General features: G+C 61.4%; 14 protein-coding genes and 1 pseudogene. 3 read left to right on the top strand and 12 right to left on the bottom strand.

Translation table 11 applies throughout. The features are described from left to right. Positions 1-151: 151 nt before the first annotated feature. Positions 152-784 (top strand): annotated as a pseudogene (locus AB9K34_RS12590) (ATP-grasp fold amidoligase family protein); the annotation flags it as partial. Here the strand turns inward: AB9K34_RS12590 and AB9K34_RS12585 are convergent. From AB9K34_RS12585 to AB9K34_RS12560, 6 genes are all read right to left on the bottom strand, one after another. Then, positions 743-1,651, bottom strand: coding sequence for a hypothetical protein (locus tag AB9K34_RS12585; protein ID WP_369954777.1), 909 nt, complete (start codon positions 1,649-1,651; stop codon positions 743-745). The pseudogene AB9K34_RS12590 and the gene AB9K34_RS12585 overlap by 42 nt on opposite strands. A gap of 143 nt (positions 1,652-1,794) precedes the next feature. Then, positions 1,795-2,355 (bottom strand): F0F1 ATP synthase subunit B, encoded by a 561-nt coding sequence (locus AB9K34_RS12580; protein ID WP_369954776.1) that lies wholly within the window; start codon positions 2,353-2,355, stop codon positions 1,795-1,797. Between the two features lie 5 nt (positions 2,356-2,360). After that, complete coding sequence (locus AB9K34_RS12575) at positions 2,361-2,936, bottom strand: F0F1 ATP synthase subunit B' (protein ID WP_369954775.1); 576 nt, start codon at positions 2,934-2,936, stop codon at positions 2,361-2,363. An 83-nt stretch (positions 2,937-3,019) separates the two neighbouring features. Beyond that, entirely contained in the window at positions 3,020-3,256 is a 237-nt protein-coding gene (locus AB9K34_RS12570) for a F0F1 ATP synthase subunit C (RefSeq protein ID WP_368345609.1), read from the bottom strand. Between the two features lie 64 nt (positions 3,257-3,320). Beyond that, positions 3,321-4,028 (bottom strand): F0F1 ATP synthase subunit A, encoded by a 708-nt coding sequence (locus tag AB9K34_RS12565; RefSeq protein WP_369954780.1) that lies wholly within the window; start codon positions 4,026-4,028, stop codon positions 3,321-3,323. A 66-nt stretch (positions 4,029-4,094) separates the two neighbouring features. Continuing rightward, entirely contained in the window at positions 4,095-4,427 is a 333-nt protein-coding gene (locus tag AB9K34_RS12560; protein ID WP_369954779.1) for an AtpZ/AtpI family protein, read from the bottom strand. A 494-nt stretch (positions 4,428-4,921) separates the two neighbouring features. Between AB9K34_RS12560 and AB9K34_RS12555 the strand changes: the two genes are divergently transcribed. Both AB9K34_RS12555 and AB9K34_RS12550 read left to right on the top strand, forming a co-directional pair. After that, the gene (locus tag AB9K34_RS12555; protein WP_369954774.1) at positions 4,922-6,001 is read left to right on the top strand and encodes an NAD(P)/FAD-dependent oxidoreductase; all 1,080 of its coding nucleotides are present in this window, start codon (positions 4,922-4,924) and stop codon (positions 5,999-6,001) included. Beyond that, positions 5,998-6,651: a DUF938 domain-containing protein gene (locus AB9K34_RS12550; RefSeq protein WP_369954773.1), complete on the top strand. Its 654-nt coding sequence runs from the start codon at positions 5,998-6,000 to the stop codon at positions 6,649-6,651. Before AB9K34_RS12555 ends, AB9K34_RS12550 begins: the two co-directional genes overlap by 4 nt. Here the strand turns inward: AB9K34_RS12550 and AB9K34_RS12545 are convergent. The 6 genes from AB9K34_RS12545 to ccoG all read right to left on the bottom strand — a co-directional run bounded on the left by AB9K34_RS12545 (position 6,648) and on the right by ccoG (position 14,377). After that, complete coding sequence (locus AB9K34_RS12545) at positions 6,648-7,490, bottom strand: hypothetical protein (RefSeq protein ID WP_369954772.1); 843 nt, start codon at positions 7,488-7,490, stop codon at positions 6,648-6,650. The two genes, AB9K34_RS12550 and AB9K34_RS12545, sit on opposite strands and share 4 nt — an antisense overlap. Further along, entirely contained in the window at positions 7,453-9,951 is a 2,499-nt protein-coding gene (locus AB9K34_RS12540; protein WP_369954771.1) for an FAD-dependent oxidoreductase, read from the bottom strand. Before AB9K34_RS12540 ends, AB9K34_RS12545 begins: the two co-directional genes overlap by 38 nt. Positions 9,952-10,134: 183 nt before the next feature. Then, entirely contained in the window at positions 10,135-10,293 is a 159-nt protein-coding gene (gene ccoS / locus AB9K34_RS12535) for a cbb3-type cytochrome oxidase assembly protein CcoS (protein ID WP_369954770.1), read from the bottom strand. Between the two features lie 4 nt (positions 10,294-10,297). Next, positions 10,298-12,478: a heavy metal translocating P-type ATPase gene (locus AB9K34_RS12530; RefSeq protein ID WP_369954769.1), complete on the bottom strand. Its 2,181-nt coding sequence runs from the start codon at positions 12,476-12,478 to the stop codon at positions 10,298-10,300. Between the two features lie 6 nt (positions 12,479-12,484). Then, positions 12,485-12,943: a FixH family protein gene (locus AB9K34_RS12525; RefSeq protein ID WP_369954768.1), complete on the bottom strand. Its 459-nt coding sequence runs from the start codon at positions 12,941-12,943 to the stop codon at positions 12,485-12,487. A 3-nt stretch (positions 12,944-12,946) separates the two neighbouring features. Next, positions 12,947-14,377, bottom strand: a complete 1,431-nt coding sequence (ccoG, locus tag AB9K34_RS12520; RefSeq protein ID WP_369954767.1) for a cytochrome c oxidase accessory protein CcoG — start codon at positions 14,375-14,377, stop codon at positions 12,947-12,949. Positions 14,378-14,475 lie beyond the last annotated feature (98 nt).

The following is a 14,475-nucleotide window of genomic DNA, read 5'->3' as shown; positions in this document are numbered from 1 at the left end:
GCCACTGCAAGCGCGCCGAGCGCTTGAGCAATTTGAGGGCTCCGCGCCCGGCGCGCTTGCCCAAACCGAAACCCATGATTATCAAGATCAAACCCGCAGACTCTCGTTATGAACGAGGGACCGAAGGGGGGCAGGTCACGTTCCCACGCTCGCGATTCTACGCAGTCCACAGGATGTGCAAGCCGCTGTTTTTGACCGAGCCTGCGTTATCAAGCCCGCGCACGGCTGCGGCCAGGTAACATTCGTAAGACCCGGTGATGAGATCGACCGGGACACCCTCACAAAGCAACTAAGCGAAAACTACTATGATGTTGTACGAGAACGCAATTACCGCAGACTGAAGGGAAAACTCATCGTTGAACCGCTTTTGTTCGAGGGGCAGGACGTACACGATTTCAAGGTGTTTTGTTGGAACGGCGAACCACGATGTATTCTGTACGTGAACGATCGAAGCCGGTTCTATTATCGACTTTTGTTCGATTGTAGCTGGTCACAACTGCCTGTCGAACTTTCACCTTTTGGCATTGAAAAGCCACTGCCAGACCCTCCAAAGGTACTGTCTGAGATGCTGTCCGTCGCCGCACGCCTTTCACGCCCCTTCGGTTTCGTACGTGTCGATTTCTACGTAGATGATGACAAGCTACTGGTCGGCGAGATTACACATTGTCATCAGGGCGCAAATGAACAGTTTTTGTCGTTCGAGCAAGAGCAGACACTATCCGATCACATCTGGAAATCAAGCTCAGGTGAGACGGCCGACAAGCCTGCCCCACTTACGCTTTAGTCGCTGCAGCCGATTGGGCCGATAGGTATAATATCCCCGCAAGCGCTCCAGCGCCACGGCATCCTCGGCGATCAGATCAGGCAATGGTGGCGTCATGTCCTGGTTCAGCGACTCCTGTGAAAACGCGTCGATCTTGAACCCGTGAGTGCCGGATCCATCAAAGCCGATGTTCTCGGCGTAGGAGAAATGTGGTGACAGGCAGAGACCGTTGTTGCGGAAAATCGTTGCATACCAAAATACCGCCCATGTCCGAATATCTCCGCGCTGGTTTGCGAGCACCTGACCCCAGAAATCCTGTGCGCCGTCAAGATTGAAACGTTGAATATCCGCATCGGTAAAATGCGAAATAAGTTCCTCGGGATCGCGTTCGAAATGGCTCCACCGATCCGCCCAACTCGCCCAGCCCCAGCAACTCATGAATCGCCAGAACGTTGCGCCCCGCCGGTCTCGATTGGCGGCGATGGGTTCGTTATAACCGGCGACGTGCCAGACGTCCGGCGTATCCGCATATCGATCCAGCGCCGCGTTCATATAGCTCAGAAATGCGGGAGAGGTCACGATATCATCCTCGACAACGATAGCACGCCCATGATCGCACATCATGCGACTTACGCCGTCCTGAATGGATGTTGCCAACCCAGCATTTTCACGACGCGCAAGAACGTTCACACTGGCAAATCCGGTCTGAGCCTTGGCGATATCAACCACCTGCCGAACCGGGTCCACATCGTCCTGGTTCCGCGGCCCATCCACGAATACGGTGAGCGGAGTCTGATCTGCCAGAGGCGACGCTGCAAGCGCGTTCAGTGTTCGGCGTGTGTGTTCGGGACGCCGAAACGCGAAAACGCAGACAGGAGCAACGGTCATGATTGTGGGTTCGCGTGTATAGGTCGGGACAAAGTCTTGCGAAGACTAGACAACCATCCCCGCATTGGCAATTCCAACGGGCAAAATGAAAGCCCCGGCGCCTTCGACAACCGGGGCTCCTGCGATCTCTGTTGATAGCTGGCCTAATGCAGCTTTGCATCCACCTCGGCGATGGCGCTGTCGATCAGCTTGTTGCCTTCCGCGGCGGTCATCTGCTTGGCGATCACCTCGCGCGCTGTGGCGACAGCGATGAGCACGGCCTGGTCGCGTACGTCCTTGACCGCCGATGCTTCTGCAGATGCGATCTGATCTTCCGCTGCCGCGATGCGGCGCTCGATCGAAAGCTTAAGGTCCGCCTTGGCCTGCTCCGCCGCTTTCGCAGCTTCTTCGCGCGCGGATGTCACGATGCGGTCGGCCTGTTCCTGGACTTCCTTCTGCTTGCGCTCGTAGGAGGCCAGAATGGTCTGGGCCTCTTCACGCAGGGCCCGGGCCTCGTCGAGTTCTGACTTGATGCCTTCCGCCCGGCTGTCCAGCATGCCGCCCAGCTTACCGGGCACTTTCATGTAGAACAGAATGCCGATGAAGAGCAGGAAGGCCAGAAGAACGACAAAGTTCGTGTTTTCGAGCGAAAAGAACGAGTCACCGGCCGCCAGCGCAGGACCAGCCGCCCCGAAAGTCAGGACAAGGGCAATGATGTTGCGCATATCTCTTATCCTTTCATCTGGCTTGCGACGGCGGTCTGAATGGCGTCCGCATCGGCCTGACCACCCAGTGCCGTGACGATTTCGGCGGCCGTGTCCGTCGCAACGATCTTGACGTTCTCCAACGCACCCGCGCGGATCTCGGCAATCGCCTTTTCGGATTCTGCGGATCGGGCCGCGATCTCGGCATCGGCCTTTTCAATGGCGACATCCAGATCTGCCTGGATCTCGGCCCGCGCCTTCGCGACAATGGCCTGTGCCTCGGTACGGGCATCCGCCAGCGCCTTGTTATAGGCTTCTTCGGCTTCGGTCGCCTTGGCCTTCAGATCTTCGGCAGCGGCGAGATCATTGGTGATGGTGCCCTGACGTTCGGCAAGAATCGCCGAAATGCGCGGGAGCGCCACGCGCGACAGCACCAAAAAGATCACGACCAGCGTGACCACCAGCCAGAAAATCTGGTTAGGGAACCAGTCAAAGCAGAGCTGGGGCATTCCGATGGCACCGCCATTGGAATCGGTGCACATGCCAGCGACTTCCTGGTAGACCGGTTCGACGTGCCCGCCTGCTGTTGTTTCGGTTGCCATGTCGTTCTCCTTGGAAACCAGCCGTTACATCGGGCAGCGCGCATCACGCGCCGCCCGACCGTAAGGATTTCGGTTCCGCAGGTTTAGACGGCGAACATCAACAGCAGCGCGACGAGGAACGAGAAGATCCCCAGAGCTTCGGCAAACGCGATGCCGATGAACAGCGTTGCGGTCTGCGATGCGGCGGCCGACGGGTTGCGCAGGGCACCGGCCAGGAAGTTGCCGGCCACGTGGCCCACACCGATTGCTGCAGCGCCCGAACCGATTGCGGCCAGGCCGGCACCGATGAATTGACCCAGTTGTGCGATATCGCCTTCCATGATTTTCTCCTTACGATGGAATTGTGGGATAAGGTGAACGCGGGGCTTCCCCCGCGATATGTGATTAGTGGCTCGGGTGCAGTGCATCCTTGAGATACACGCAAGTCAGGATGGTGAAGACGTAGGCCTGAATGAACGCCACGAGCAGTTCGAGACCATAGATCGCGGTGACACTCAGGATCGCAACGGGCGCGATCGCCGTGACCTGCGCAAAGCCCGCGAACACCTTCAGAACCGCGTGACCGGCCATCATGTTACCGGCAAGACGGATGGAATGGCTGACGGGGCGCACGAAATAAGAGATCAGTTCGATGATCGCCAGGATCGGGCGCAACGCGAGCGGCGCGCTCGATACCCAGAACAGACCGAGGAAAGCCGAGCCATTCTTGACAAAACCCAGAATGGTGACTGCGAAGAACACGCCGAAGCCCATGATCGACGTGACCGCGATATGGCTGGTCGTGGTGAATGATGCCGGGATCAGACCCAGGAAGTTCGAGCAGACGATGAACATGAACAGCGTCATGATATAGGGGAAATACTTGATACCGTCCTTGCCGGTCACGTCCTCGACCATCTTGTAGACGAAACCATAGGCCAGTTCGGCAACCGACTGGCTGCGCGACGGCACGATGCCACGCTTGCTGGTACCCAGAACGAGGAGCGCGATGACCGCCACCACGGCGAGCGCCATCCACAGCGTCACATTCGTCGGGGTGTACCACGCGACCGTATCGCCGCCAAACAGCGGCTTAACGATGAACTGGTCCATCGGGTGGAATACCAGGCTGCCACCTTCGGCACCTTGTTCTGCACCTGTCGCTTCGCTTGCCAAGGTTCAGTCCCCTTCGTCTTTCGTCGCGGCCTCTTGGGCCATTTTCCTGTCCTGGATTTCTTGCGCGCTGCGCAGCATCGTCTTGATACCGGCGGCAAGGCCCAGAAATGTGAACAGGACGAGGAAGATCGGTATCGTACCGAACAGGCGATCCAGCCCGTACCCCATCCCGAAACCGATCCCGAGACCGGCAACAAGTTCTATCACCATGCGCCAGGCCAATTGTGCCTGTGAATAGTGTTCTTCTTTGTGCGACTTCTCCGGCTTGGCCTTCTTGGCCGCTTCGATCCGGGCCTCAAGCTGCGCCAAACGCTGCCTTTGGTCCTTGTCGATCACCGGGGTGTCCCTCACGTTTTGTCTGCGTAGGTGCTACGGTGCGGGCAGGCCAGAGTCAATTGCGACATTGCATCGCCCCATTTCTCTGCAAAGCATTGATATAAAATAACTAAATATCAGATCGCGCCCGGCGCGGCGCGGCCACGCATTCAGACAGAGCAGTTTCACCGGCCTTTCCCATATTCAACCCTTTGGTTGATTGTTCGCCGCCAGCCGTCAGGATCGGTGGCTTTAGATCAGTGGCGATGTTGCCGACAAGAGCAATGTTCGCAGGCTCGCCGCATGGAGCGGGACCGGGCCGGTCCCGCTGGCGGGGTGATCTCCCAAATCCGATCCGCTCGTGATTGATGGCTTGGGCATCGACGATGCCATGAGACTTCAGAACCCGCTTTGTCGCGCAAATCCCGACGACCCTTTCCGATCCTGCGCTGTCATGTCATGACACATCCGGGACCCGACGGGTTCCGATCAACACAGGAATGCGAGAGCGCAAGATGAATGATTTTGTCGTCATAGGCGGAGGCATCGCCGGGCTGAGCGCGGGCGCGCGCCTGTCGGCCCACGGAACCGTGACGGTTCTCGAGGCCGAGGATGCATTGGGATATCATGCCTCCGGGCGCTCTGCGGCACTCTACGAGCCGAATTACGGCAAGCCGGCTGTCGTTGCGCTCAGCGTTGCCAGTGGCGAATACCATCGCAGTGCCAATGGCGGGTATCTGACCCCAAGGGGGCTGCTTCTGGTCGCTGGGGCGTCGCAAGAGGCCGCATTTGCCCAGGATGTCGAGGAACTCGGTCTTGTTCCAATATCGGTTGAGCAGGCCCGGTCCATCGTGCCGATCGTCAACCCCGATACCGTCTCCTTTGCCGCGCATCACGAGGCAGCGCTCGATATCGACACCGACCGCATGTTGCAGGATTTCGCCCGCCTCATTCGCGCCAATGGCGGAGCCGTGCTGACCGGTGCCCGGGCAAGTGGCATCCACCGCGGCGATAGTGGCTGGCAGGTGGCCACCGCCGGTGGCACACACACCGCGCACAACCTCGTCAACGCCGCCGGAGCCTGGGCCGACGAAATTGCCGCACTGGCAGGGATCGCGACGATTGGCATCACCCCATACCGGCGATCCATGGCCCGACTGCCCGCGCCCGGCGGGCATGACGTGACAGGCTGGCCGATGCTGATGGGTGTCGCTGAGAGCTGGTACGCCAAGCCGGATGCGGGCAAGTTGCTGGTCTCTCCGGCGGACGAGGATGCCACGCATCCCCACGGCGCTTTTGCCGATGACATGGTGCTTGCCGAAGGGCTGGCCCGCTATGAAGAGATGGTCACGGAACCGGTTACACGGGTCGAGACCAATTGGGCGGGGCTGCGCAGCTTTGCCCCCGACCGGGCGCTGGTCCTCGGCCCCGATCCCTTGCAACCTGATTTCATCTGGTGCGCAGGTCAGGGCGGCTATGGTTTCCAGACCGCGCCGGCGGCGTCGCAACTGCTCGCGGACCTCGTCACCGGCAAGAGCAGCGAACTGGATGCCGACATTGTTGCCGAACTGACTCCGGGCAGGCTCCGCAAATGATCCGCAATGTCCCCGGTTCCGCCAGCATCGCCAACCCGATCGAGGGCGCACGGCTCAGCGCGCCGTCGGCGGAACGCAACCGCCAACCCATTTCCGACCTGCTGGCCCGTGTGGCGCCGCAAACCGGTCTTGCGCTCGAAATCGCCAGTGGCACCGGCCAGCATGTCGTCGCCTTTGCCGAACGTCTGCCCGGCCTGACATGGCAACCGACCGATCCCGATCCCACGCGACGCGCCAGTATCGATGCCCATGCAGCCGAGACCGGATTGACCAACCTGCTTGCCGCCCGCGATCTGGATGCGGCCATGCCCGGCTGGGCGGCAGACTATGGCGGGCAATCGCTGATCGTGCTCGTGAACCTGTTGCATCTGATCAGTTCCGGCGAAGTGCGCACACTGATCACCGAAGCCGCGCAAGCGCTCCTCCCCGGTGGCCGTTTCGTCATTTACGGGCCGTTCATGCGGGGCGGGGAACTGACCAGCGAAGGCGACGAACGGTTTCACGCCAGCCTGCGCGCCACCGATCCCGAGACTGGCTACAAGGACGATTTCGATGTGCTCGACTGGAGCCAGGCCGCTGGATTGTCGCCGCTTGAGATCATCGAAATGCCGGCGAACAACCTGTCGATCATCCTGCAAAAGCCTGTTTAGGCGCGGCTGGCAAAGAACCGCGCCAGGATGAAGAAGGCGCCAACCAGCAAGGCCGGCAGAACGAAGATCTGAAATATGTAGACCGACAGCAACGCAAGATAGCTCGCGATCAATTCGTCGGCCCGCGACCAGATGTTGCTGGCCAGTTCGCGATACCGGTCAACCTCGGACATGCCCTCGGTCAGCCGATCCCACCAGCCCTGATCCCGCGCCAAAGCCGGATCGACCTCTACCGTATCGGTAATCTCTGCAATGATCGCCTGATGGCGCATCATGACATCGCCGGTGAACCTATTCGCCAGCAGATCGGTCAGCACAAAAGCCCCCGGCAGCGCCAGCAGAAAGAATAAGCCATACCACACCAACCGTCGCGACAGCATCGATATCACGTCGCGCGGCCCCAGCAGACGATCGGCAATCCAGAGTGCCGAAGCGCCTGCGATCATCGCCGCACCCACCGCACCGACCGGCCCCATCGCGACCGCGAGCACACCCGTCACCAGCATCAGTGCAAAGACCACCCCTGCAATCCGCTCGATCGTGTCGTCCACCGGTTCAAGCATCTTACCCGGCTGAACCGTACCCGAGAAGCCGAGCGATGCCCCGACCTCGACCTCCTGCGCGGTTGACAGGGCCGCGTTCAACATGCGCAGCGTCACATAGGTGGCGGCGCTTGCGGCCGAAACCGTCGCAGCGTAGCCCTGTGCCTGCTGTGACAGCGGATTGTGCCGATGAAATACCGCCGCGCCCAATGCGAGCACGGCGATCAGGACCAGCCAGAGCAGCGAAATGCGGCGCGGCTCAGGCGTCTTTGCGGATACCCTCGTTTTTGGGGTCATATGGGCTGTCCTCCACGATCTCGGCATCCCAAAGCTGATCCAGCATCCTGACCTTCAGCCGGGTTCCCGGGACCGCCAACTCAGGCGAGACATAGCCCATGCCGATGCTCTTTTCAAAGACAACCGAATAGCCCCCCGAGGTCAGACGACCAACCCGCTTGTCCCCATGATAAAGCGCCTCGCGGCCCCAGGGATCGGCATCGCCGGGCCCGTCGATCAGCAACGTGACACAGGTGCTGCGAATACCCTTGGCCTGCATCTCCGCCTTGCCGTGAAACGCCTTGGACAGATCGACAAAGCGCGGCAGGTCCGCCTCAAGAGGCGTCGCATCACGGCCGAGTTCCGTCCCGAACGCACGGTACGATTTTTCCTGCCTCAACCAGTTTTGCGCCCGCGCGCCAACCAGCTTCATGCCGTGTTTCGCGCCCGCGGCCATCAGGTGATCCCACAGATAATTCTGCATCTCGATCGGATGGTGCAGCTCCCAGCCCAGCTCGCCGGTATAGGCCACACGAATCGCGCGGACCGGGCACATTCCAAGCTCGATATTGCGCATCGACAGCCACGGAAACCGCTTGTTTCCCAGCACGGTCGCAGGGTCGGCATCCCTGACGATTTCATTCAGAACATCGCGCGATTTCGGCCCGGCAATGGCAAGAACGCCCCATTGGCTGGTCACGTCCTGGATCTCGATATAGCCGAACTCCCCCATCTTGTCCTCGGCCGCCTTGCGCAGGAAATCCGCGTCATAGGCGGTCCAGGCGCCGGCGGAAACGAGGTAATATTCATCCTGGCCCAGCCGCACGATGGTGTATTCGGTCCGGGTGGTGCCCGCCGCCGTGAGGGCATAGGTCAGGTTGATCCGCCCCACGCCGGGCAACCTGTTGCAAGTGAACCAGTCAAGGAACGCGGTCGCACCCGGCCCCTTGACCACGTGCTTGGTGAAGGCGGTCGCATCGATCAGCCCGACCCCCTCGCGCACGGCCCGGGCTTCCTCGACCGCGTATCGCCACCAACCACCGCGCCGGAACGAGCGGCTATCGTGATCAAAGTTGTCCGGCGCATCCAGCGGCCCGTAATAGTTCGGCCGTTCCCAGCCGTTGACAAACCCGAACTGCGCCCCCAACGCCTTTTGCCGGTCATAGGCCGGTGCCGTGCGCAACGGGCGGCAGGCCGGGCGCTCTTCGTCCGGATGATGCAGGATATAGACGTGGTCGTAGCATTCCTCGTTCTTGCGCGCGGCAAACTCGGTGGTCATCCAGTCGCCATAGCGCTTGGGATCGAGGCTCGCCATATCGATCTCGGCCTCGCCCTCGACCATCATCTGCGCCAGATAGTGACCTGTGCCCCCGGCCGCCGTGATGCCAAAGCTGAAACCTTCGGCCAGCCACATGTTGCGCAGGCCGGGTGCCGGGCCGACCAGCGGATTGCCATCGGGCGTGTAACAGATCGGACCGTTGAAATCGTCCTTGAGACCGCAATTCTCGGCGCTCGGCATCCGGTGGTTCATCGCCATGTACTGCTCTTCGATCCGGTCGAGATCGAGCTGGAACAGGTCGGCGCGGAAACTGTCCGGCACGCCATATTCGAACCGTGCCGGGGCGTTCTTTTCGTAAACCCCCAGGATCCAGCCGCCCCGTTCCTCGCGCACATAGCTTTGCGCGTCGGCATCCCGGATAACCGGGTGCTCGGGGTGATCCTTGCGGAACTCGACCAGTTCAGGGTCCTGATCCATCACGATGAACTGGTGCTCGACCGGGATTGCCGGCATCTTGATACCAAGCATCCTTGCGGTGCGTTGCGCGTGGTTGCCGGACGCGGTGACGACATGCTCGGCGGTGATGACGATCTGCTCCTCGGATGGAACCAGATTGCCCCCCTTCTCGACCATCCTGGTGGCGGTCACCTCCCACGCATCGCCGGTCCAGTGAAACGCATCCGCCTGCCATTTCCGTTCGATCATCACACCGCGCTGCCGCGCGCCCTTGGCCATCGCCATGGTCACGTCGGCCGGGTTGATGTACCCGTCGGTGTGGTGGTAGAGCGCGCCCTTCAGATCTTCGGTACGGATCAGGGGCCAGCGGTCCTTGATCTCCTCGGGGGTCAGAAACACATAGGGCACATCGCAGGTTTCGGCGGTGCTGGCATAGAGCATGTACTCGTCCATGCGCTCCTGCGTCTGCGCCATGCGGAGGTTGCCTACCACGGCAAACCCGGCATTCAGCCCGGTTTCCTCTTCGAGCGTCTTGTAGAAATCGACCGAATACTTGTGGATGTGGGTCGTGGCATAGGACATGTTGAACAACGGCAAGAGCCCTGCCGCATGCCAGGTCGAACCAGAGGTCAGCTCATCCCGCTCAAGCAGCATGACATCCTGCCAGCCGGCCTTTGCGAGATGATAGGCAATCGACGTTCCGACGGCGCCACCACCCACTACCAAAGCTTTGACATGCGTCTTCATCGGACCTCTCCCGGATCGAGTGTTGTTCTGATGGGTTTATGCCTGTCCGGCGCGGTTCGCGCCAAATCCATCCGACCCAAATCCGCACAAAACCGACCTCGCGGAAAAGAACGCCGTGCTCGCCGGATATCCGTGGCAACACGTCCGGGCGGGGTTCGATGCCCCGCCCGGACGTTCACCAACTCACGGTTTCGGGTGATCGTCCCATTCATCCGACAGAATCCGGCGGCTGTCGCCTTCCGGGTCGTCATACTGGTTCGAGCGTACCGTATAGACAAAGGCCGCGAGGCCAACGGCCCCGAGTGTCAGCGAGATCGGTATGAGATAGGTCAGGATCGTCATTGTTTCACCTCAGACGCAGCGCGTTCAGCGATACGGTAATCGAACTGGCCGACATTGCCAGCGCCGCGATCAGCGGCGTGGCCAGACCGGCGACCGCGAGAGGAACCGCGATCACGTTATAGACCGTGGCGATCCTGAAATTCTCGCGAATGCGCCGCGTTGCCTTTTTCGCGACATCGCAGGCTTCCGCGATCGGCGACAGGTCCTGCCCCAGAAGCACGATATCCGATGCCACGCGGGCGGCGTCCAGCGCGCTGGCCGGAGAAATCGAGACATCCGCCGCCGCCAGCGCCGCCGTGTCGTTAAGCCCGTCCCCCACCATCAGGACCTTGTGATCGGCCGCGCCAAGTGCCGCGATCCGCGCCGCCTTGTCCTGCGGCAAGGCTTCGGCCTCCCAATGTCCGATACCCAGCCGCTCGGCCAGAGCCCTGACCGCGCCAGACGAATCCCCCGATATCAACATGACATCCATACCGGCATCGTAAAGCGCCCGGACCGCCTCCGCCGCCCCCGGCCGCAGCGCATCGGTGAACAGGAACGCTTGCGGCGGTGCGTCTCCGACGGCGAGCCAGACAGCCGTCCGGCCCCCCTGCCGCGCCCCAACCCAGGCTGCACGCCCCAGGCGCACGCGCTGGCCGTGCCACACGCCTTCGATACCATATCCCGGCACCTCGACGACGTTCTGCACCCGGGCTGGCTTGATCCCGGCCTCTCGCGTAGCCCGGTTCAAGGCAATGGATAGCGGATGCGCCGACGCTGCGGCCAGCGCGTGGGCGATCTCGAGATCGCGGCGCGAAAAGTCACCCATGTTGCTGGTTTCCGGCGTCCCGGCTGTCAGCGTTCCGGTTTTGTCGAAGACGACCGTATCCACCTGCGCGAGCCGCTCCAGGGCGGTCGCGTGCTTGATCAGCATGCCTTTCTTGAACAACCGCCCCGACGCCGCCGTGGTGACCGCCGGAACCGCCAACCCAAGCGCGCAGGGGCAGGTGATGATCAGCACCGCCGCCGCGATATTCAAAGCAACCCGCACGTCCCCGGACCACAGATACCAGCCCAGAAAGCTGAGCGCAGACAGGATATGCACGCCCGGCGCATAGAGCTTGGCCGCCGCATCCGCGAGCGACGTATAGCGGGAGCGCCCGGATTCCGCGATGGCCACGAGATCGGCCATACGATGCAGCGACGTATCCTGACCAACCGCGCTGGCCCGGATGACAAGCGGCCCGGTCAGGTTCACCTCGCCCGCGCTCACTCCCTGCCCCGGCTCGGCAAAAATCGGAACGGTCTCACCGGTCAGCAGGGAACGGTCCAGCTCGGAGCTTCCTTGGGTCACAACGCCGTCAACGGGCATGCGCCCGCCGGGACGGACGAGCACCAGATCACCGACGGCCAGTTCGGCCACTGCAATCTCCTGCTCTGCTCCGTTCACCATCCGGATCGCCCGTGGCACCTCCAGCGCTGCAAGCTCTTGCGCCGCCGAGCGCGCGACAGCGCGGGTCCGATAGTCGAGATAGCGCCCCGCCAGCAGGAAAAACGTCAGCGTCAAGGCCGCATCGAAATAGGCATGTTCACCTGAAAGCGAGGTTTCCCAGAGCGATGTCGCCAAAGCCAGAACGATGGCCAGCACGATTGGCACATCCATGTTCAGCCGGCGCACCGACACCGCCTCCCAGGCATTGCGAAAAAACGGTTGCGCCGCATATGCGATGGCCGGCAGGGTGATGAAGGCCGAGATCCAGTGAAACATGTCGCGTGTCGCGTCCGTCGCACCGGACCAGACCGAAACCGACAAGAGCATCACGTTCATCGACGCGAACCCGGCCACCGCAAGCCTGATCAACAGCTCGCGACCCGCCTTGTCCGATTGCGTCGCGCTGAGCGCACCCGGGTCCAGCTCATGCGCCTCATATCCCAGATCGGCCAGCACCGGGATCAGGTCGGCGGCGGCCACCCCGTCATCTGCTTCGATCATCGCCCGCTTCAGGGTCAGGTTGACGCGCGCGTCCCTGACACCGGGGTGGGCGTTCAGTCCGCGTTCGACCGCCGAGATACAGGCCTGGCAATGAATGCCCGGCAACGACAGTGCGATGCGGGCATCCTTCCTGGCCACGTCCACCGCGTCCGCCGGAGCGACAAGGCAGCCGGGGCACGCAGCGGCAGAGGGAGGGCGCAGTTCAGCCGTCATGCCACGTTATCCCCGGACGTGCAGGATCACACGTTGGGTGAACTCTGTCCCGTCATCCGCCCAGGCCACCATCCGGATGTTCCAGTTTCCCTTGGCAAGATCGGCGGACGCGACATAGGATGTTCCGTCGAATTCGAAGGCTGGCTCGATGTCGTCCTTGATCTGCGTCGCCCGCCCGACCACGGCCGACAGTTTGGCAACCTCGACCGGCGCGCCATCGCGATCGGTAATCGACAGAAAGACCTGGCCATCGCGCGCGTCCGCGTGAACCGTCCAGCCCAGAGATTGCTGGGCCGCCAGTCGCGTGTTGAACTGCTGGCTGGCCACGTAGGCATTGCTGACCTCAAGCCCCGGAAACGTGCGCACCGCATTCCAGGCCAACGCGATATTCACGCCGATAATCACTGCAAATGCGCCGATGAACAATGCTGCGGCATGCTTGCCGGTAAATTCGCGCTGCGCCATGGCCTAGTTCTCCTTGCCGTTGAACGTACTGTCGCGATAGGCGCGATCCCCATTGCTCAGGTCCTCGACCCAGAAGCGGATATCCGTATTGCCCGACGTGGACGGGCCCGACTCTTGCGGTGAGACCACATATACCCGTTGCAGAAGCGCCGTGTCAGCCGGAACCGGTACGGTGTCTTCTGGAACGCCTTCCAGTTGAATGCGCAACGTCGGATCACCGGTGACCGAAAGCTGGAACTGGCGGTCATCGCCGTTCTTGTTGCGCAGGCGCACGTCATAGGTGTTGCGGATCGATCCGTCGGACAGCGTCACAAAGGTCGGGTTGCGGATCGGGGCCACCGTCATCTCGATATCCTGACGGATGAACAGGGCAAAAAGCAGCCCGACACCCACCAGCGACCACAAACCCGTGTACATGAGCGTGCGCGGGCGCAGAATATGCTTCCACACGCTTCTTGGCGCGGCACCGCCGCGTTCGAGCGTTTCATCGGACAGGGCCATGTAGTCGATCAGGCCACGCGGCTTGCCGATCTTGGCCATGATGTCATCGCAGGCATCGATACACAGGGCGCAGGTGATGCACTCCAGTTGCTGCCCGTCACGAATATCAATACCCACCGGGCAGACATTCACGCAGGCCATGCAATCGATGCAATCGCCCTGCGGTTCGCCCGCCTTGGCCGCTTCCGAATGCTTGCGCGGCTCGCCACGCCATTCGCGATACCCGACGACCAGCGTGTCCTCGTCCATCATCGCCGCCTGGATGCGCGGCCACGGACAAGCATAGATACAGATTTGTTCACGCGCGAAACCACCGAAAAAGAAGGTGGTCGCGGTCAGGATCGCCATCGTCGTATAGGCCACGGGATGCGCATTCAGCGTCACGAGATCCCGCAGGAGCGTCGGCGCATCGGCGAAATAGAAAACCCAGGCGCCACCGGTGGCGAGACCGATCAACAGCCAGGCGATCCACTTGGTCACGCGCAGGCGGAATTTTCGGAAATCCATCTTTTTCTGGCGATGCAGTCGCAGCCTCGCATTGCGGTCGCCTTCGATCCAGCGCTCGACGAGGATGAAAAGGTCCGTCCAGACGGTCTGCGGACAGGCATAGCCGCACCAGACCCGGCCCAGTGCCGAAGTGAACAGGAACAATCCCAGCCCGGCCATGATCAGAAGGCCCGCGACAAAATAGAACTCGTGCGGCCAGATCTCGATCCAGAAGAAATAGAACCGGCGGTTCGCGAGATCGAGCAACACCGCCTGATCCGGCAGGTTCGATCCACGGTCCCAACGAATCCAGGGCAGCGCATAGTAGATGCCCAGGGTCACCGCCATGATGATCCATTTCAGATTGCGAAACGGCCCTGACACCCGCTTGGGAAAGATCGGCTCGCGCGGGGCATATAGGCTGGGTGCTGGTTCGGATTTGCTCACGGACTCGCTCCGATTCTGGGCCTTGTTCCTTGGCCTTGTAAAGATGCCGCAGATGCAGGCTTTGACATGGGTCAAAAAGCGCATCGGGCATTCATATT

The sequence above is a fragment of the Sedimentitalea sp. XS_ASV28 genome (assembly GCF_041224545.1).
In the GTDB taxonomy this organism is placed as follows: domain Bacteria; phylum Pseudomonadota; class Alphaproteobacteria; order Rhodobacterales; family Rhodobacteraceae; genus Sedimentitalea.
This window is presented reverse-complemented; position numbering and strand designations above follow the sequence as displayed.